This is a genomic window from Corallococcus silvisoli, from assembly GCF_009909145.1.
GTDB classification, from domain to species: domain Bacteria; phylum Myxococcota; class Myxococcia; order Myxococcales; family Myxococcaceae; genus Corallococcus; species Corallococcus silvisoli.
Genome location: NZ_JAAAPJ010000010.1, coordinates 340,304 through 358,949 on the forward strand (window position 1 = coordinate 340,304; position 18,646 = coordinate 358,949).

The 18,646-nt window shown below is 71.7% G+C and carries 16 protein-coding genes and 1 other RNA gene; 13 read left to right on the forward strand and 4 right to left on the reverse strand.

The window, feature by feature from the left end; genetic code table 11:
* Nucleotides 1-33: 33 nt before the first annotated feature.
* The 6 genes from GTY96_RS21695 to GTY96_RS21720 all read left to right on the forward strand — a co-directional run bounded on the left by GTY96_RS21695 (nucleotide 34) and on the right by GTY96_RS21720 (nucleotide 7,795).
* Nucleotides 34-894 (forward strand): alpha/beta fold hydrolase, encoded by an 861-nt coding sequence (locus GTY96_RS21695; RefSeq protein WP_161665667.1) that lies wholly within the window; start codon nucleotides 34-36, stop codon nucleotides 892-894.
* Between the two features lie 86 nt (nucleotides 895-980).
* A complete protein-coding gene (locus tag GTY96_RS21700; RefSeq protein ID WP_186001843.1) occupies nucleotides 981-2,327 on the forward strand; it encodes a S41 family peptidase in 1,347 nt (448 codons plus the stop codon).
* Between the two features lie 67 nt (nucleotides 2,328-2,394).
* Nucleotides 2,395-4,281, forward strand: a complete 1,887-nt coding sequence (locus tag GTY96_RS21705) for a PEGA domain-containing protein (RefSeq protein ID WP_161665668.1) — start codon at nucleotides 2,395-2,397, stop codon at nucleotides 4,279-4,281.
* A 2-nt stretch (nucleotides 4,282-4,283) separates the two neighbouring features.
* Nucleotides 4,284-4,571, forward strand: coding sequence for a hypothetical protein (locus GTY96_RS21710; protein WP_143900035.1), 288 nt, complete (start codon nucleotides 4,284-4,286; stop codon nucleotides 4,569-4,571).
* A gap of 385 nt (nucleotides 4,572-4,956) precedes the next feature.
* Nucleotides 4,957-5,928, forward strand: coding sequence for a D-alanine--D-alanine ligase (locus GTY96_RS21715; RefSeq protein WP_143900033.1), 972 nt, complete (start codon nucleotides 4,957-4,959; stop codon nucleotides 5,926-5,928).
* A gap of 343 nt (nucleotides 5,929-6,271) precedes the next feature.
* Complete coding sequence (locus tag GTY96_RS21720) at nucleotides 6,272-7,795, forward strand: cellulose synthase family protein (protein WP_143900031.1); 1,524 nt, start codon at nucleotides 6,272-6,274, stop codon at nucleotides 7,793-7,795.
* Between the two features lie 89 nt (nucleotides 7,796-7,884).
* On the opposite strand, the gene GTY96_RS21725 is transcribed toward GTY96_RS21720, so the two are convergent.
* Nucleotides 7,885-8,409: a hypothetical protein gene (locus tag GTY96_RS21725; protein ID WP_186001842.1), complete on the reverse strand. Its 525-nt coding sequence runs from the start codon at nucleotides 8,407-8,409 to the stop codon at nucleotides 7,885-7,887.
* Between the two features lie 83 nt (nucleotides 8,410-8,492).
* Here GTY96_RS21725 and GTY96_RS21730 point away from each other — a divergent pair, with 83 nt between their 5' ends.
* Nucleotides 8,493-9,500 (forward strand): PEGA domain-containing protein, encoded by a 1,008-nt coding sequence (locus GTY96_RS21730; RefSeq protein WP_143900028.1) that lies wholly within the window; start codon nucleotides 8,493-8,495, stop codon nucleotides 9,498-9,500.
* A 36-nt stretch (nucleotides 9,501-9,536) separates the two neighbouring features.
* Here the strand turns inward: GTY96_RS21730 and GTY96_RS21735 are convergent, their stop codons facing one another.
* Nucleotides 9,537-10,130 (reverse strand): hypothetical protein, encoded by a 594-nt coding sequence (locus tag GTY96_RS21735; protein WP_328700962.1) that lies wholly within the window; start codon nucleotides 10,128-10,130, stop codon nucleotides 9,537-9,539.
* A gap of 51 nt (nucleotides 10,131-10,181) precedes the next feature.
* Between GTY96_RS21735 and GTY96_RS21740 the strand changes: the two genes are divergently transcribed.
* Nucleotides 10,182-12,023, forward strand: coding sequence for a M1 family aminopeptidase (locus tag GTY96_RS21740; RefSeq protein WP_161665669.1), 1,842 nt, complete (start codon nucleotides 10,182-10,184; stop codon nucleotides 12,021-12,023).
* A gap of 15 nt (nucleotides 12,024-12,038) precedes the next feature.
* On the opposite strand, the gene ftsY is transcribed toward GTY96_RS21740, so the two are convergent.
* The gene (gene ftsY / locus GTY96_RS21745; protein WP_143900024.1) at nucleotides 12,039-13,598 is read right to left on the reverse strand and encodes a signal recognition particle-docking protein FtsY; all 1,560 of its coding nucleotides are present in this window, start codon (nucleotides 13,596-13,598) and stop codon (nucleotides 12,039-12,041) included.
* A gap of 68 nt (nucleotides 13,599-13,666) precedes the next feature.
* On the opposite strand from ftsY, the gene GTY96_RS21750 reads away from it, so the two are divergent.
* Nucleotides 13,667-14,230 (forward strand): hypothetical protein, encoded by a 564-nt coding sequence (locus GTY96_RS21750; protein ID WP_143900022.1) that lies wholly within the window; start codon nucleotides 13,667-13,669, stop codon nucleotides 14,228-14,230.
* 10 nt (nucleotides 14,231-14,240) lie between these two features.
* Here GTY96_RS21750 and rnpB read toward each other — a convergent pair.
* Nucleotides 14,241-14,634, reverse strand: an RNA gene (rnpB, locus tag GTY96_RS21755) — RNase P RNA component class A.
* Between the two features lie 172 nt (nucleotides 14,635-14,806).
* On the opposite strand from rnpB, the gene GTY96_RS21760 reads away from it, so the two are divergent.
* From GTY96_RS21760 to GTY96_RS21775, 4 genes are all read left to right on the forward strand, one after another.
* A complete protein-coding gene (locus GTY96_RS21760; protein WP_161665670.1) occupies nucleotides 14,807-15,256 on the forward strand; it encodes an AAA family ATPase in 450 nt (149 codons plus the stop codon).
* Nucleotides 15,243-16,010, forward strand: a complete 768-nt coding sequence (locus tag GTY96_RS21765) for a tRNA(His) guanylyltransferase Thg1 family protein (RefSeq protein ID WP_161665671.1) — start codon at nucleotides 15,243-15,245, stop codon at nucleotides 16,008-16,010. The genes GTY96_RS21760 and GTY96_RS21765 overlap by 14 nt, the downstream gene beginning before the upstream one ends.
* A gap of 265 nt (nucleotides 16,011-16,275) precedes the next feature.
* Nucleotides 16,276-16,773 (forward strand): hypothetical protein, encoded by a 498-nt coding sequence (locus GTY96_RS21770; RefSeq protein ID WP_143900017.1) that lies wholly within the window; start codon nucleotides 16,276-16,278, stop codon nucleotides 16,771-16,773.
* Between the two features lie 45 nt (nucleotides 16,774-16,818).
* Entirely contained in the window at nucleotides 16,819-18,642 is a 1,824-nt protein-coding gene (locus tag GTY96_RS21775; protein ID WP_161665672.1) for an Hsp70 family protein, read from the forward strand.
* Nucleotides 18,643-18,646 lie beyond the last annotated feature (4 nt).

Genomic DNA, 18,646 nt, shown 5'->3' on the forward strand with positions numbered 1-18,646 from the left:
CAGCGGCGGTCGCTGGAAGAGGGAGGCCCGCGCGTGGACCTGATGGGTGGGATGCAGAAGGCGATGCGCCGCGTGCTGGTGGCGCGGGGCGTGGCGTCGGAGACGGTGGACGTGGGTGGGCAGAAGGTGCACCACTACGCGCTCGAGGGGCAGGGCAAGGGGCCGCCGGTGGTGCTGGTGCACGGGCTGGGCGGTTCGGCCAACGGCTTCGGGCGGACGTTCTTCGGGCTCGCGCGGCGCTTCTCGCGGGTGCTGGCGCCGGACCTGCCGGGCCACGGCTTCTCCGGCGAGTACTGCGGCGGTCCCACCTGCGTGCGCGGCCAGTTCGACGTGCTGCGCGCCTATTGCGAGGACGTGGTGAAGGCGCCCGCGCTGGTGGTGGGCAATTCGCTGGGCGGGGCCATGGCCGTCAACCTGGCCTCCGAACAGCCGGCCCTGGTGAAGGCGCTGGCGCTGGTGGCCCCCGCGGGCGCGGAGCTGACGCCGGAGGCGCTGACGGCGCTGCTGGGCGCGTTCGCGGTGAAGTCCAACGCGGACGTGCGGGCGCTGACGAAGCGGCTCTTCCACCGTCCGCCATGGGCCGCGATGCTGCTCGCGTCGGAGCTGCGGAAGTTCTACACGACGCCCACCGTGCGGGCCCTGTCGGATGACGCCCTCGCCACGCAGGCGAGCATCGCGCCCCAGGCGGTGCGGGACCTCAAGATGCCGGTGCTCCTGCTGTGGGGCGGCAGCGAGCGGCTCCTGCCTCCGGAGATCCTCTCCTGGTACCGTCAGCACCTGCCGCCCCAGGCGGAGGTGCGTGTGGTGGAGGGCTTCGGCCACGTGCCGCAGATGGAGCGGCCGGACGCGTTCGTGTCCCACCTGGTGGGCTTCGCGGACCGGGCCGGCCTCTAAGGGCGGGAATCGTGCGGCGGGCCGGGTGTAGACTCGGGGCCTTGCGAAGGCCCCTTGCTCCCCGCAGCCCCAAAGGACGCGCTCCCGTGACCCGTTTCCCGAAGCCGTGGCGCATGGGACTCGCCGCGCTCCTGCTGTGGGGCGCGCCCGCGCTCGCGCAGAAGCCGGCGGACGCGGCCGGCCGGGACGAATCCGCGTACCGCCAGCTGGAGCTGTTCGCGCGGGTGCTCTCCTACGTTGAGAACAACTACGTGGAGTCGGTGGACCGCAAGACGCTCATCCAGGGCGCCATCCAGGGAATGCTCGAGACGCTGGATCCCCACACGCTCTTCATGCCCCCGGAGGTGTTCCGGGAGATGAAGATCGACACGTCGGGTGAGTTCGGGGGCCTGGGCATCGAGATCGCGCGCAAGGGCGACCGGCTGGTGGTGGTGGCGCCCATCGACGACACGCCGGCGGCGCGCGCGGGCATCAAGGCCGGGGACGAGCTGCTGGCCATCGACGGGGAGAGCACCCTGGGCATGGACCTGGGCCGCGCGCTGCAGAAGATGCGCGGGCCCGCCGGTGGCCGCGTGCTGCTCACGCTGATGCGCGCGGGCTTCAACGCCCCGCAGGAGCTGGCCATCCTGCGCGACCACATCCGCATCGTGTCGGTGGAGGGCGCGCTCTACGACGGCATCGGCCACGTGAAGGTGAAGAACTTCCAGGACCGCACGGACCTGTCGCTGAAGAAGGAGCTGGACCGGCTGCGCGCGCTCAACGGCGGCCGGGAGCTGGACGGCCTGGTGCTGGACCTGCGCAACAACCCCGGGGGCCTGCTGGATCAAGCCGTGGCGATGAGCGACCGCTTCCTGCCGGGCAACCTGACCATCGTGTCCACGCGCGGGCGCGACGGCCGCAACGCCTCCGAGGAGCGCAGCCGCGACCGCGACACGGAGAAGGACTACCCGCTGGTGGTGCTCGTCAACGCGGGCAGCGCCTCCGCGTCCGAAATCGTCGCCGGGGCGCTCCAGGACCACGGCCGCGCGGTCATCATGGGGACGCAGACCTTCGGCAAGGGCAGCGTGCAGACCATCATCGAGCTGGAGGACGGCTCCGGGCTGAAGCTCACCATCGCGCGCTACTACACGCCCAAGGGCCGCAGCATCCAGGAGAAGGGCATCACCCCGGACTTCCTCGTGCCAGAGGACGCGTCCGGGAAGCCGGGGAGTGACGCGCCCCGGGAGAAGGACCTGCGGCGCCACTTCAAGGCGGAGCCGTCCCAGGCGACGTCGGAGGTCGCGGCCGCGCCGCGTGCACTGCCCGCGAACCTGAAGGACTGGGCGGTGACGGCGAAACTCGCGGATCCACAACTCAAGGTGGCGCTCAACTACCTCCACGGGTTGGCGCCAGGGCCCGCGTCCCGGGGCTCCGGGAGCACCGCGGGTCGCTGAAACCCCTTTCGAGGCTGGCGTTCCGCCGCGCAGTGCGTGTAATGCGCACAGCAACGAGGGAGACCGGATGCGACGTCCTTTCAATCGCGCGCTGCACGCGACGCTCAGTGGCTGGCTGGTGGGAATGCTGGCCATGGGTCCCGCGGCGGCGCAGCAGCAACACGTACCGCTGCGGCTGATGCCGCGCACGCTGCCGGCGGCGGCGGGCCCCCGCGTGGCGGTGGTGGCCATTCCCGTGGATGCCTCGCTCGAGGGTGAGGCGCTGGCGCTGGCGCATTGGGCCGAACAGGCCGTGGCGCGCTCCGGAAGGCTGGAGCTGGTGCGGCTGACGGACGCGCTGGACGCCCAGGGCGCGAGCGCTCGCCAGACGAAGGCCGTGGAGGGCAACGCCGCATTCAAGGACGGCGCCAAGGCCTACGACGAGCTGGACACGGTGAAGGCGCTCCAGAGCTTCGACAAGGCGGTGCGGGCCTATGAGCAGGCGGACCTGTCGCGTGCGTTCGGGCTCTTGAGCCGCGCGCGGGTGATGAAGGCCGCGACGCAGGTGGCCAACGGAGAGAACAAGGCCGCGGAGCTGGAGATGCGCGCGGTGCTGGCGGTGGACCCCCGCGCCACCTTCAACCCCAACTTCTTCCCTCCCGAAGAGGTCGCGTTCGTGGAGAAGGAGCGCAAGGCGCAGCTGTCCTCGGCGGAGGCCGCGCTGTCGGTGCGCACGCTGCCAGGGCCCGCGCAGGTGTTCGTGGACGGGGCCTACCGGGGCGTGTCCCCGTTGGCGCTCACCGGCCTGACGCGCGCGGACCACTACGTGACGCTGGTGGCGCCGGGCTACGCCGTCACGGAAGGGCGGGCCCGCGAAGGCGAGGCCTCCTTCACGCTCGCGCGCCTGCCGGTGCAGCAGCGGTACGCGGCGCTGGTGGAGCGCATCGCGAAGAACCCCGACGAAGAGGACCGTGACAAGGCGCTCCAGGAGCTGGGCGTGCTCGCGGACGTGCCGCAGGTGCTGGCGCTGCTGGTGCGCGGCGGTCCGGGCAACACGCCCCTGACCGTGACGGGCCTGCGCATGGACGTGGCGGACGGCCACAACCTGGCGTACGCGCTGGGGCAGGTCCCGCGCGGCGACGCGATGGCCACGGGCTCCGAGGCGCTCCTGACGGGGCTGGTCTCCGAGGACGCGGCGCGCGTGGGCGGCAAGCCGGTGAAGCACTTCTCCGGTGGCGGAAGCGTGAGCCGCCGCACGGCGGGCTACGTGCTGCTGGCGACGGGCGTGGCGCTCCTCGCGGGCGGCATCTACTTCGGGCTGGAGGCCTCCTCGAAGTCGGATGCCTTCAAGACGGCGCCCCAGGGCAGCTCACGGGCGGAGGACCTGAAGAACACGGGCAAGACGTACGCGCTGGTGGCGGACATCGGCGTGCTGGCGGGCCTCGTGTCCGCGGGCGCGGGCAGCTACCTGGCCTTCTACAAGAAGGGGGGCGGGTCGTCGTCCAGCGCTCCCCCGGCCAAGAGCGCTCCGCGCGCCGAGCCGGTTCGTGAAGTGAAGCCGATGGAGAAGGCGCTGCCCATGCCTCCGCCTCCGCCGGCGGCTCACACGGAGCCCGCGGCTCCGAAGGCGAACCCCGCGTCCACGCCGGCCCCGGAGAAGCCCGTGGCCCCGCCGCCTCCGCCGCCGGCCTTCGAGCCGCCCCCGCAGGCCCCGCCGCCCCCTCCGCCCGCGAAGAAGCTGACGCGCAAGGAGCGCGAGGCCGAGGCGAAGCGCCAGCGGGAGGAGGAGGCCCGCCTCAAGCGCGAAGAGGAGCAGCGCAAGAAGGAAGAGGAGGCGAAGCGCAAGCAGGAGGAGGAGGCGAAGCACAAGCGAGAGGAAGAGGAGAAGCGCCAGCGCGAGGAAGAGGCGAAGCGCAAGCGCGAGGAAGAGAAGAAGCGCCCCAAGCTCGACGACGACGATCTCCGGAACTACTAGCCATGCGCCGCCTTTCATCGCTCATTGTTCCCTCGGCCCTGGTCCTGGGACTGTCCGCCTGCAGCCTGCTCGTCGACTTCGACCCGGAAGGGCAGCCCTGCGACCGGGGCCAGTGCATCGAGGGCTACGTCTGCCGGAACGAGGTCTGCGTCTCCGGTGACAGCATCCCTCCGGACGGAGGCCCGTCCGACGCGGGTTCCTCCGATGCCGGTGACGCGGGGGATGCGGACGCCGGCACGACTGACGGCGGGCTGCTGCCCGACGGCGGCGTCCGCGGCGACGCGGGCTGAAGCATCCGGTCCGTGGCGGGGGCCTGAACGGGCCCCCGGCATGTCTGGACGGGCCCGCGCCCCCACGCGGCGCGGCCCCTGCGTGTCCCGGTTCGAGCGACGGCCTCGTGGCTCGCGCCGCCCCGGCTCGAACCGCTCGGGGCGGGGTCCGACGCTGCCCGAGCCGAGCGCTGGAGTGGGCCCCTCGTGGCTCGCGCCGCAGGACCCGTGTCCGCACGTGTCCGCCGGGCCGCGCCGTGTCCCCCCGGACACGGCTGCTTGGTCACGGGTATCACCCTGAAGCCCTGTCATTCCGGAGGCTTGCACGCGTGGTCCGCGCCGGGGAGGACCGCTGGTGCGTGGCATCATCCGTGCTCTGGCGTGGGCCCAAGGAGGCATCAAGGACATGGGCAAGCGCGTGGGAGTGCTGATGGGCGGGTGGGGCGAGGAGCGGGAGATTTCGCTCAAGACGGGGGAGGCCGTGGTGGCGGCCCTGGAGACGCTGGGCCACGCCGTCACGCGCGTCTTCGCGGGTCCGGGGCTGGACCGGGCGCTGCGCTCGGCGGAGCTCGACGTGGCCTTCCTCGCGCTGCATGGCCGCATGGGGGAGGACGGCCGCGTGCAGGGCCTGCTGGAGCTGTTGGAGCTGCCGTACACCGGCTCCGGCGTGCTGGCCTCCGCGCTGGCCATGGACAAGCCCATGGCGAAGAAGCTCTTCCAACTGCACAACCTGGCCACCCCTCGGGGCTACCGGGTGGGCCGCGCGGACGTGGAGCGCGCGCTGGAGCTTCACGGCGACAGCGGCTTCCCTTGCGTGGTGAAGCCCGCGAAGGGCGGCTCGTCCGTGGGCCTGTCCGTGGTGCACGACGCCGGGGCCCTGGTGCCCGCGGTGGCCCAGGCCTGCCGCTTCGGGGGCGAGGCCCTGGTGGAGCGCTTCGTCCGGGGGCAGGAGGTGACGGTGGGCATCCTCGGCGACGCGGTGCTGGGCAGCTGCGAGGTGTCCTTCCCGCGCGAGGGCTTCGACTACGAGGCCAAGTACAAGGGCGGCTCCCAGTACTTCCTCCCCCCCCGCCTGTCCGACACGCGCCGCGTCAACGTGGAGTCGCTCGCGCTGGCCGCGTACCGCGCCCTGGGCTGCCGGGGGTACGGCCGCGTGGACCTGTTGTGCTCGGACACGGAGAATGACGTGGTGCTGGAGGTGAACACCCTCCCGGGCTTCACCCCCACCAGCCTCCTGCCGAAGATCGCCGCCCACGCCGGCCTGGACTTCCCGGAGCTGGTGCAGGGGGTCCTCGACCGCGCCACCCGCGACGAGGCCCAGGTCGCGGAGGCGGCCCCCCTCCCGGTGACCCCGGCGCCCCTGCGTGTCGCCCGCTAGGTCCTACGCCGCTTGAAGCACCCGGGACGTCCTCCCCGGGTGTGGCCATCAGGCCCTTCCAGACCGCCCCGACGCAGGGAAAAAACGGGGGTGACACCCTGCGTCAATGTCGTCCTTCCAGATCTCTCGAATCCGGGGAATAGTTTGACACGACCCGGGTGGCTCCCTATTGTCCGCCGGCATCAGTAACCGGAAGGTCAAAGCCCTGTCTTTTCGGGCACATACGGGGCGGGGCTCAGCGGACCCAGGAGGCGGCGGTCAGCGTGAGCGGTCGGTCGGGCATGCCGCCACGTCTGGTAGGACCGCTAGCAACAGGGCCGGCGGGAGGGGCTGAGCGTCACCGATGACCACCGTCGAGATCATCTTCCTGGCTGTCTACTTCAGCCTGCTAAGCGTACTGGGGGTCTACGGATCCCACCGGTATCGCATGGCGTTCCTGTACTACCGCCACAAGTTCAAGTTGCCCACGCCCAACGGCACGCTGACGGCGCTGCCCCGGGTGACCATCCAGCTGCCCATCTTCAATGAGATGTACGTGGTGGAGCGCCTGGTGGAGTCGGTGTGCCGCATCGACTATCCGCGCGAGCTGCTGGAGATCCAGGTGCTGGACGACTCCACGGACGAGACGTGCGCCATCGCGCGCGCGTGCGTGGAGCGCCACCGTCAGAAGGGCCACGACATCGTCTACATCCACCGCGTCAACCGCCAGGGCTTCAAGGCGGGCGCGCTGGAGAACGGCCTGAAGCTGGCCACGGGCGAGTACGTGGCGGTGTTCGACGCGGACTTCGTCCCCAGCCCCGACTTCCTGATGCGCACGGTGCCCTTCTTCGCGGACGCGAAGGTGGGCATGGTGCAGGTGCGCTGGGGCCACCTGAACCGTGAGTTCTCCATCCTCACGCAGGCCCAGAGCATCTTCCTGGACGGGCACTTCATCATCGAGCACACCGCGCGCAACCGCGCCGGCTGCTTCTTCAACTTCAACGGCACGGCGGGCATCTGGCGCCGCTCCACCATCTCCGACGCGGGCGGCTGGCAGCACGACACGCTCACGGAGGACCTGGACCTGTCCTACCGCGCCCAGCTGAAGGGCTGGCAGTTCGTGTTCCTCCCGGAGGTCATCTCCCCGGCGGAGGTGCCGGTGGACATGAACGCCTTCAAGAGCCAGCAGCACCGCTGGGCCAAGGGCTCCATCCAGACGGCGAAGAAGCTGCTGCCCACCATCCTCAAGAGCGACCTGCCGCTCCTGGTGAAGCGCGAGGCCTTCTTCCACCTCACCAACAACATGGCCTACCTGTTGATGGTGCTCCTGTCCGTGCTGATGCCCATCAGCATGGTGGTGCGCTTCCAGCACGGCCTGTACGGCACGCTGTTCCTGGACCTGCCCTTCTTCATCACCGCGACGGCCAGCGTCTGCGTCTTCTACGTGGCCGCCCAGCGCGAGCGCGGCGCGAAGGGCTGGGAGCGCTTCAAGTACCTGCCCTTCCTGATGAGCCTGGGCATCGGCCTGGCCATCAACAACGCCAAGGCCGTGGGCGAGGCGCTGCTCAACCAGCAGTCGGGGTTCGCGCGCACGCCGAAGACGGGCGCCGAGGGCAAGAGCGTCAAGGCCGTGAAGAAGAGCTACCGGGGCAGCAAGACGCTGATGCCGGTGGTGGAGCTGCTCTTCGCCGCCTACTTCACCGGGGCGCTGTGGTTCGCCATCGACGCGCGCATCTACACGTCGGTGCCCTTCATCGTCCTGTTCCAGGCGGGCTTCCTCTACGTCGGCGTGTCCAGCCTGCTGCAGGGGCTGGCGGGCCGGGTGAAGGTGGCGGACGCCGCCCCCGCCGTGACGTCCCCCGAGGAGCAGCCGCGCCAGGCGGCCTGAGCCGCGCTCCTGCCTCCTCTGGCTGACTCGCGCCGCCGCTTCCCACCGGGCTTCCCGGGCGGGGACGGCGGCGCGGTGCTTCGAGGGGACTACCGGCCGGCGTCGGGTGCGCCGCGCAGCAGCACCTGCTCCTGGCGCACCGGGGCGGGGCCGGAGGTCGCGGAGCGGCAGCCCTCGTCAATGGAGGTGCTGGACGCGGCCCGCAGGGTGATGCCGGCGTCGGTGCAGGCCACCGCCTCGGTGGGGAAGCTGACGGGGCAGGGCGTTCCGGAGGCGGTGAAGCCGGTGGCGCGGGTCTCGCCCACGAAGCCGTCCGGGGTGCGGTGGAGGATGATTCCCACGGAGCCCGCGTCCGGGGACTCCACGCCGCCGTCCGCCCAGGCCCGCACCACCGCGAGCGACAGGGTGCCGCCGTCGTCCTGGCCCAGGTAGCGGAAGGCCGGGTTCTGCGCGTGGCGGTAGTCGCCGGATTGATCCTTCTCGCAGCCAGCGGGCACGTGGATGGCGGGGGGCGCGGAGGAGGGCGTCTCCACCCGGGGCGGGGCCTTGCCGGGACACGCCGTCAGCGAGAGGACACAGAGGCCAAACGGGAGGGCGACGAGGGTGCGGTGCATGGGGCGCGGAGTTTCGCCCAACCCACGGTTCGGTGGGACGGTGTTTGCTTCCCCTGGGATGACTCTCTAACCTTCGGTCCGTCATGAGTCTTCGCCGCTTCGCCATCCTGTCGCTTGTTGCCTCCCTGGCGCTGCCCTCCGCGGTGTTCGCCCAGGAGGATGATCTCCTCGCCCCCACGGAGGAAACCAAGCCCTCGAAGTCCAAGGGCAAGACGACCAAGACGGCGAAGCCGAAGGCGACGGTGAAGCGCAAGGCTCCGCCCAAGAAGGAGCGGGTGAGCACGCGCAAGGGCAAGCCCGCCGTGACGCCCACGGTCGACGACGCTCCCCCAGCGAAGGCCACCCTGGCGCTCAAGCTGGGCAGCAACGCGCGCGGCGCGAAGGTCACCGTGGATGGCCAGGAGGTGAACCCCCAGACGCCGCTGGAGCTGACGCCGGGTGAGCACACCGTCGTGGCCCGCCGTCAGAACTACCTGGACTTCACCCAGCAGGTCACGCTGGCGCCGGGCCTCGCGACGGAGCTGACCGTGTCCCTGGACGCGGCGACGGGCTTCGCCACCCTGCGCGCGGACGTGCTCCGCTCCGTGGTGTTCGTGGACGGCACGCGCGTGGGCGTCGCCCCCATCGAGAACTACGCCCTGTCCCAGGGGCCGCACGAAATCGAGTTCCGCGGGCCGGGCCTCAAGGACGTGAAGAACATCAACGTGCGCGCCGGCCAGCTCTACGTGGTCGAGGGCCGCCTGCGTCCGTCGGCCAACACGACGACGGCTGTGGCGCGGGGGGATGACACGCCGCGCACGCCCGTGCTGGAGCCGACGACGTCCACGGCGCAGGTGGAGCAGCCGGGCCTGGCGCTGGGCACCGAGCAGCCTCCCGAGCTGAAGGAGAGCACCAGCAAGTCCTGGTACCAGCGCTGGTACGTCTGGGTAGGCGTGGGCGTGGTGGCCGCCGCGGCGGGCGCGGGCGCCTACGCGGCGACCCGGAGCCCCGCGGCGCTGACCCCGGGCCAGGTGTGCGGCGGGGAGTGCGACGGCTCCATCGGCTTCTCGGGCCTGCGCCCGGCGCCGGCCGCGAACGCCCTGCGGTTCTGACGCGCGGGGCGGAGGGGTCGCTCTCGGGGACCCGGGTCAGTGTCCCCGGAGGTCGTCCTCGGCGCGGCCCGTGCCCGGCTCCAGCCTCAGGAAGACGTCCGTCACCCGGCCCACGCCCCAGTAGTCCAGCGCGGTGGCGCGGAGGCGGAACGGGCCGGATTCCGGCAGCAGGCTGGTGACGTCCACCTCGTTCGGCTCGAAGGTGAAGGCGCGCCGGCCCAGGTTGTCCACCTGCTCGTTGCCCATGAAGATGCTGTCCGCGAAGCCCACGGCGGCGCGGCGTGACACGTGCCCCTTCGCGTCCAGCACCTCCAGCAGGAGGAAGTTGTCCACGGCGAAGCCTCGCGTGCAGGCCGCGTCCCCGCAGAGGTGGGCCTGGGCGCCGTCCAGCTGGAGCGGCGGCGTCTCCGCGGTGGCGACGACGCGGGGCGTGCGCTCGCCCTCGCGCGTGTCCACCTCCACGTCCTCGCGCCGCTTCTCCAGGCGCGCCGTCTCGCGCTCCGGCGTGGCGGACAGCAGCTGGACCGAACGCGGCTGAGGCGGCGCGGCGGCGGTGCTCGGAGGAACCTGCTTCGCACAGGCCACCAGGCCCAGGGCGGCGGTGAGGGTCATCGTTCGCGGAAGTCGCACCCGGAGGCTTGTAGCGAGCAGCCCTGGACGGGGTCAATTAGCATGCCCTCCATGCGGACCCTCCCCGGATGGTGGCTGCTGTGTGTGCTGGTCGCGAGCCCCGTGGGCGCGGCGCCTCCCGCCGCGGCGCCTCCCGCCATCCCGGGCGCGGGCAGCGTGGCGCCAGAGGTGCAGCTGTGCCTCCAGCACCTGAAGCCCTCGGAGCGGGACCGGGCCGCGAAGGCGCTGGGGCCGCTGGAGTCCGTGCCGCTCTACCGCGTGCAGCTGGAGGTGTCGCCGAAGGAGCGACGGGTGTGGGGCAAGGTGCAGGTGGAGCTGGTGGCGAAGGGCCCCAGGCCCCTCACGGAGCTGTACCTCCGGCTGACGCCCAACACCCGCTCCCGCCAGGTGACGCTCTCCGGCGCGAAGGTCAACGGGAAGGCCGTGGCGCTGGAGCTGGGGCCGGAGCCCACCCTGCAACGCGTGGTGGTGGAGCCGCCGGTGGCCCCGGGAGGCACGGTGTCGCTGGAGGTCGCGGTGAAGGGCACGGTGCCGAAGGCGGCTCCAGGCGCGGAGTCGCTGCTGGGCGCGGGCGGGCTGCTGGGGGGCGCCGGCGCGAAGGGCGGCGCGGACGACCACGGGGCCTTCTCCGCCACGGCGGACGTACTGAGCCTGGTGGGCGTGGTGCCGCAGGTGCCCCCGGTGGATGACCAGGGCCAGCCGTGGGCCGGCCCGCAGGGGATGGGGGACCTGGCGCTGTACGAGCCCGCGCACGTGCTGGCCACGCTCACCGTGCCCTCGGGCTGGGCGGCGCACGCCACCGGGACGCCCCTGGGGGAGGTGCCCGAGCGCGACGGCCGGGTGCGCTACAGCTTCGCGGCGGCGGCGGTGCGCGACTTCCCGGTGCTGGTGACGCGCGGCTACACCGCCGCCACCGCCACGGTGAACGGCGTCACGGTGGAGAGCCACTTCGCGCCCCAGGACGCGGCGTCCGGCAAGCGCGTGCTCAAGTACGCGTCGCAGGCCCTGACGGAGTTCGAGAAGCGCCTGGGCCCGCTGCCCTACACCCACTTCCGCGTGGTGCAGGCGCCCTTGAGCGGGGGCGCGGGAGGGATGGAGTTCCCCGGGCTCGTCACGGTGGCGACGTCGCTCTACCGCGCGAAGCAGGACCCCCTGAAGATGCTGGCGGGCATGCCCGGCATGGAGGCCTTCGAGGACCTGCTGGACGCGCAGGGCGCGGGGCTGCTGGCCCAGATGGGCGCCCAGGTGGGCGAGTCGCTGGAGCGCACGCTGGAGTTCACCGTGGCGCACGAGGTGGCGCACCAGTACTTCGCGGGGCTCGTGGGCTCGGACCCCATCCGAGAGCCGGTGGTGGACGAGTCCCTGGCGCAGTACGCCGCGCTCCTCTACATGGAATGGGCCCACGGCCCGGAGGTCGCCGAGTCCCTGCGCAACGAGGCCCTGGTGATGCCCTACCAGTTCTTCCGGATGACCGGAGGCCGCGACGGCCGCGCGGACCGCCCCACGGGCGACTTCGACGGGGGCGAGCTGGAGTACGGCGCGCTCGTGTACGGCAAGGCGCCGCTGCTGCATCACGCGTCGCGCGAGCTCGTGGGGGACGCCGCCTTCTTCAAGGCCCTGCGCGCGTACGTGGACACGTACCGCTTCAAGTGGGCGTGCAAGGCGTGCTTCACGCAGGAGCTGGCGAAGGCGAGCCCCGTGAACGCGAAGGCGCTGGGGCGGCTGCGCGTGCGCTGGTGGGAGGAGGCCCACGGCGACGAGGACCTGGGCGCGGCGGACCTCCAGGGGCTGATGGAGGCCATGGGAGGCTCGGGCGGCCTGGGCGGCGTGAAGCTGGACGCCCAGACGCAGGCGCTGCTGGAGCAGCTGCTGCCCCAGCTCATGGGGCCCTGACGGACCGCGGGGCCCTCAGTCGAACAGCGCCCGCACGAACTCACGCGGCTCGAAGCGGCGCAGGTCGGCGATCTTCTCGCCCACGCCCACCCAGACCACGGGCAGCTTCAGCTCGTCGCAGATGCCGATGATGACGCCGCCCTTGGCGGTGCCGTCCAGCTTGGTGAGCGCGATGGCGGTGACGCCCACGTCCTCGTGGAACTGCTTGGCCTGCTGGATGGCGTTCTGCCCGTTGGTGGCGTCCAGCACGAGGAGCACCTCATGGGGCGCGCCGGGCAGCGCCTTGCCCAGCACGCGCTTGACCTTCTTGAGCTCCTCCATGAGCCCGGCCTTGTTGTGCATGCGGCCCGCGGTGTCCGCGATGAGGACGTCGGCGCCCTCCGCCTGGGCCTTCTTCACCGCCTCGAAGACGACGCCGCCAGGGTCGCCGCCATCCACACCCTTGACGAGCTGCGCCCCGGCGCGCTCGGCCCACACGTCCAGCTGTTCGGTGGCGGCGGCGCGGAAGGTGTCACCCGCGGCGAGCACCACCTTCTGCCCCTTGCCGGTGAGCTGCGCGGCCAGCTTGCCGATGGTCGTCGTCTTCCCGGCGCCGTTGACGCCCACCACCATCACCACGTGCGGCGGGCCCCCGCCCTCCAGCGAGCGCGGCACGGGCAGGTCCACCATCCGCGCCACCTCCTCGCGGATGGCGTCCTTGATGCGCTCCGGGTCCTTCAGCTCCGAACGCTTGAGCTTGTCGCGGGCCACCGAGACCAGGTGGTCGGCGGTGCGCACGCCGATGTCGGCGGTGAAGAGGATGTCCTCCAGCTCCGCCAGCACGGACTCGTCCATCGCGCGCTGCTGGCCGAACAGCCCGTTGAGCCGCGCCATGAAGCCCTGGGTCTTCGTGCGGTCCAGGCCCTGCGCCAGCGTGTGGCCGCCCTCCGCCTCCACCTTGGCGCGCTGGGCCGCGGCCTCCGCCTGACGGGCGGCCTCCGCCTGGGCGGCCTCCTGGGCCACGGCCTCCTCGCGCAGGCGCACCGCCTCCACCTGCTCCCGCTTCCGGCGCTCGCGCGTCTCGTCGTCGACGGCCTTCTTCGCGCGGTACTCGACGCGCTTGGCCTCTTCTTCGCGCTCCTTGAGGGCGCGGACCTCGGCCTCCAGGCGGGTGCGCTCGGCGCCGTCCTTCGCGTCGTGGGCGGCGAACGAGGCCGTCTCCCGCTGGCGGCGGAGGTCCTCCGTGTGGGCGTGGGCGGTGTCCAGCTCCCGGCGCAGGGCCAGCTCCGCCTCCGAGGGCGGCAGCTCCACGCGCAGCTCGGGGCGCTCGGCGGGCAGCTGGGGAGGGGCCTCCTCCTGGGGCTTGCGGGGGGCCTCCGGCGCGCGCTTGCGGCCGAACAGCTTGCGCGCCGCCACGACCACCAGGACCAGCAGGACGGCCGCGCCGCCAATGCCCACCACGTCGCCGCCGGTGAGCCCGGTCTGGGGCGGGGTGCCCGTGCCCGGCTGCGTCGTCCCGCCGCCGGGAGTGGGGGCAGGGGAGGGGGCGGGAGGCACCTGCGCCAGGAGCGCGTCGAGGGCGTTCGGGGTCTTCATCGCCGCTCCGCATACACCAACGCGCAGTTGGATGCAGCGCCCGTGGCCGGATAGAACTGCCCTCCGCCATGCGCCTTCCGCCCCTGAACGTCCTGTTGTCCGCCTCCGTCCTCCTGGGCACCTCCAGCGCCTGCATCGTGGAGGCGCCAGGAGGGGCCAGCCCCGAGGAGCGCCGGGCGGCCACCGTCAGCCAGGTCCCCCCGCTGTCCATCCGCAGCGGCGCCAACCTGGGCGGCAAGGTGGAGGTGGTGGGCGCGTCGGTGCAGCCGGGCCGCATCCCCGCGGGGGACCAGGCCCGCGTCACGGTCTTCTTCAAGGTGCTCCAGCCGCTGGAGGACGACTACCTCGTCTTCGTCCACGTGGAGGACGCGGACGGGCGCATGGAGCGCCTCAACGTGGACCACAAGCCCGCGGGCGGCCTCTACCCCACGACGCAGTGGAAGGTGGGGGAGACGGTGAAGGACGAGTTCGTCGTCGCCCTGCCGCCGGGCGCGGCGCCGCGCGCGGTGAACGTGTGGATGGGGCTGTGGGAGCCGCGCAACGACAGCCGCCTGCCCATCACCAACCCGCAGGCGGTGCGCAACGACGGCCGGGGGCGCCTGCTGCTGGCGCAGGTCCCCGTGGGCGGATGACAGGGAAAAAAACCGGAGCGGCCCTGTAAGCCGGGTTTTGTCACCACCCCTTTCGGGATGGGCAGCGAACATTCATCTAGGGCCCTGGTTGCCCAGGGGCCTCATCAGCGAGCAACCCGAGCGCGTAGGACGGGCCATCCCTGTCCCCTTTCGGGGACGCGCTCCTATTGGCTCTTGCTCCAGGTGGGGTTTACCGTGCCGTCCGAGTCACCCCGGACGCGGTGCGCTCTTACCGCACCGTTTCACCCTTACCCGCCCCCTCGCGAGGACAGGCGGTCTGTTTTCTGTGGCACTTTCCTGCGAGTCGCCTCGACTGGCCGTTAGCCAGCACCCTGCCCTGTGGAGCCCGGACTTTCCTCCCGCCATCCATGCCTGCGATGGCCGGCGTTCACCCGGACCGCTCCGGCACCTGGGGGATACAACAGCCGCCCCTCGCGGGTCCACCTTGGGGATGGGGACACCGTTCGAAGGTCGCTGACCCCCGGGTCCGGCTGAGCGTCCGGAGGCTTGTCGGGTCCGCGTGGGTCCGGCCGTCCAGCAGTCCCCGCGGGTGACCTCGCGGCAGGGGAGGGACGGGTGGAAGCGATCATCTTCACGGGCATCCAGGGAACGGGGAAGAGCACCTTCTACCGGGAGCGCTACTTCACCACCCACGTCCGCCTGAGCCTGGACATGCTCAAGACGCGGCACCGGGAGAAGGTGCTGCTCCGCGCGTGCCTGGAAGCGAAGCAGCCCTTCGTGGTGGACAACACCAACCCCACGGTGGCGGAGCGCTCGCGGTACATCGCTGCCGCGAAGGACGCCGGCTTCCGCGTGGTGGGCTGCTACTTCCAGTCGAAGGTCGCGGACGCGCTCCTTCGCAATGAGCAGCGCCCCCTGGAGCAGCGCGTGCCGGTGGTGGGCGTGCTCGGCACCTACCGGCGCTTGCAGGTCCCCAGCCCCGAGGAGGGGTTCGACGCGCTGTTCTTCATCCGGCTGTCTCAGGACGGCTTTGTCGTGGAGGAGTGGCAACGTGAAGTTCGATGAGCTGGACGAGCGGATGCGCGTCTTCGAGACCGCGCACGACCTGTGCGTGCTTCCCGGCGTGTTCATGGTGGCCCGAATCGATGGGCGCGGCTTCACGCGCCTGACGAAGGAGGTGCACGCATTCGAGAGCCCCTTCGACGTGCGCGTCCGGGACATGATGGTCGCGACGACCGAGCACCTGATGAACTGCGGGTTCCGGATCCTCTACGGCTACACGCAGAGCGATGAGATCTCGCTGCTCTTCCACCCGGACGAGGACACGTTCGGGAGGAAGACGCGCAAGCTCAACTCCATCCTCGCGGGCGAGGCGAGCGCGAAGTTCTCCCTGCTCCTGGGCGGCCTGGCCGCGTTCGACTGCCGCATCTGCGAGCTGCCGAACGCGGAGCTCGTGCGCGACTACTTCCGCTGGCGCAACGAGGACGCGCACCGCAACGCGCTGAACGGGCACTGCTACTGGAGCCTGCGCCGGGAAGGCAAGGGCGTGGACGAGGCCACGAACACGCTCGTGGGCCTGTCGGTGGCGCAGAAGAACGAGCTGCTGTTCCAGCGAGGCATCCAGTTCAACGACCTGCCGAACTGGCAGAAGCGGGGGACGGGGCTCTACCGGGAGGCGTACGAGAAGGAGGCTCGCAACCCGAGGACAGGAGCGGCGGTCCGCGTGGAGCGCCGTCGCCTCAAGGTCGACTTCGAGCTGCCGATGAAGGACGCGTACGGTGCCTTCATCCTGTCCCTGCTGGAGGGACAGGACCGATGAGCATGGACGCCGGCCGGCGGATGCGGCGGTTCGGGGGCCGGCGTCGTCGTTCTGGAGTTGAAGGGCTGTCTGCTTTTGGCGTGGCAGGGCATCGCCAGGCCGCGACCAGAGAGAGGCGGTCCTGCCGTATCTCCCTCCGTGGGGTGCGCGGCGGCGCCCCGACTGTCATTGGGGATTGCAAGCATTCACCCGGGTGCCGCAGGATTCGCGCCCGCGCGGCGTGGGGCCTCCGGGGCACGGCGCGCCCGTTTCGAGGGGGAATCACATGATCATTTTCGGTTCGAGGCTCTACGGCAAGGTCGACGAGGTTCCAGGGCTGGGCTACGTGGCGACCAAGTTCGGCCACCTCTACTACGTGCCGCTCCTTCCCCTGGAAGGGTGGCTCGTCGTGGGCGAGGACGGCAATGGATGGCGAGGGCAGGCCATCCCCATGAGCGGCAAGTCCGTGCTCGTGGCGTGGGCGCGCGTGGTGTTCCTCTTCGTGGGCCTCGGTGCTCTCTTCGGGGGGCTCACCATGCTCTCCGGCCAGGTTTCGGGGCTCACGATCTCGCTGGCCCTGGTCTCGGTGCTCTGCATCGCGGGGCTCATCGCCTCGTACACCTGGAGGCCGTTCACTCACGCGTCGCCAGAGCGCGCGCTGGAGATCGCCGCGCAGGCGGGCATCAGTGAAGAGGGGCTGGAGCAGCTGCGCCGGATGTACGCGAGCCCCGTGGCCTCGATGGCCGCCGCGCCCGCCCAGCGCTGGACGCCCCCGGAGTCGTAGCCCGTCGCTCGCAGTCCTTCGTTGAACGGCCCCGAGTCCCATTCCATGAGTCATGTTGTCGGCATCGATCTGGGCACCACCCACTCGCTGGTGGCCTCGCTCGACGGCGCGGGTCGCCCCACCCTCCTGGCCAACCGGCTGGGGCAGCGCCTCACGCCCTCCGTCGTCGGCCTGGACGCGGAGGGCCGCCTCCACGTGGGGGAGTCCGCGCGCGCGCAGCTGCTCGTGCATCCCGAGCGCACCGTGGCCGAGGTGAAGCGGCGCATGGGCCGCGACCTGCCGGTGATGCTCGGTGAGCGGCGCTACAGCCCCACGGAGATCTCCGCGCTCATCCTGCGCGCGCTGCGCGAGGACGCCGAGCGGGCCCTGGGCGGGACCGTGACGGAGGCGGTCGTCACGGTGCCCGCTTACTTCAGCGATGCGCAGCGCCAGGCCACCAAGGATGCTGGCGAACTCGCTGGACTCAAGGTGGAGCGGCTGCTCAACGAGCCCACGGCCGCGGCGCTCGCCTACGGCGTGAACCACCTGGACGCCGAGCAGTACGTGCTGGTGTACGACCTGGGCGGCGGCACGTTCGACGTGTCGGTGCTGGAGATGTTCCAGGGCGTGCTGGACGTGAAGGCCTCCGCGGGCAACAACCAGCTGGGGGGCAGCGACTTCGACCAAGCGCTGGCCGCCTGGCTGGGCGCGGAGTTCGAGCGCCTCCACGGCGTGTCCCTGGCGGGCAACCTCGCGGCGCGGGTGCGGCTCAAGGCCGCGGCGGAGGCCGCGAAGATCGCGCTCACGTCGGTGGACGCGACCCCCGTCATCGTGCCGTTCCTCGCGTCTGGCAGGGGTGGTGCGCTCGCGTCGCTGGAGGTGGAGGTGACGCGCGCCCGGTTCGAGGCGCTGGTGACGGACCTGGTCCGCGCCACGCTCGAGCCGATGGAGAGCGCGCTTCGAGACGCGAAGCTGTCGAAGAAGTCCATCGCGGAGGTGGTGCTGGTGGGCGGCAGCTCGCGCGTGCCGCTGGTGCGCCAGCTGGTCGCCGAATACTTCGGGCGCGAGCCGCGCGAAGGCGTGCACCCCGACGAGGCGGTGGCGCTGGGGGCCGCGTTGCAGGCGGGCCTGAAGACGGGCGCGATGAGCGCCGCGCACGGCATCATGATCACCGACGTGTGCCCCTTCACGCTCGGGGTGGAGGTCCAGGCGTCGGTGGGGCGCGAGCGGGTGGGGGGCGTCTTCTCTCCGCTCATCCCGCGCAACACGACGGTGCCGGTGTCGCGGACGGAGACCTTCGCCACCACGGCGGACAACCAGCGCGCGGTGGAGATCCGCGTGTTCCAGGGCGAAGCGAGGCTGGTGAAGGACAACCTGCTGCTCGACGCGTACACGGTGGAAGGCGTGCCGCCCGGGCGCGCGGGCGCGGAGAAGGTCGCGGTGACCTTCACGTACGACATCAACGGCATCCTCGACGTCACCACGCGCGTGGTCTCCACCGGCAAGGAGGCCACGCTGGTGGTGGACAAGCGCTCGCAGCGCCTGGGGCCAGAGCAGCGGGTGGAGGCGAGGGATCGGCTGGCGCGTGAATGGGGTGCCGCACCCGCCCCGAGCGTGTCCGCGCCCGGAGCCGCGTCCATGGCTTCGTCCATGGCCGGGGCCGCATCCGCGCCGGCGTCCACGGCCGTGCCCGCCGCCGCGTCCGCGGTGAGCGATGCGGACGCGCTGCTGGCCGCCGCGACCGAACGGATCGCGACCGCCCCGGCGAACGTGCGTCCCCGGCTCGAGTCGCTGTGCGCCGACTTGCGGGACGCCCGTGCGCGAGGCGACCGCGTCGCGGCGGCCCGGCTCGATGCCGAGCTGACCGACCTGTTGTTCGACCTGGGCTGAGAGT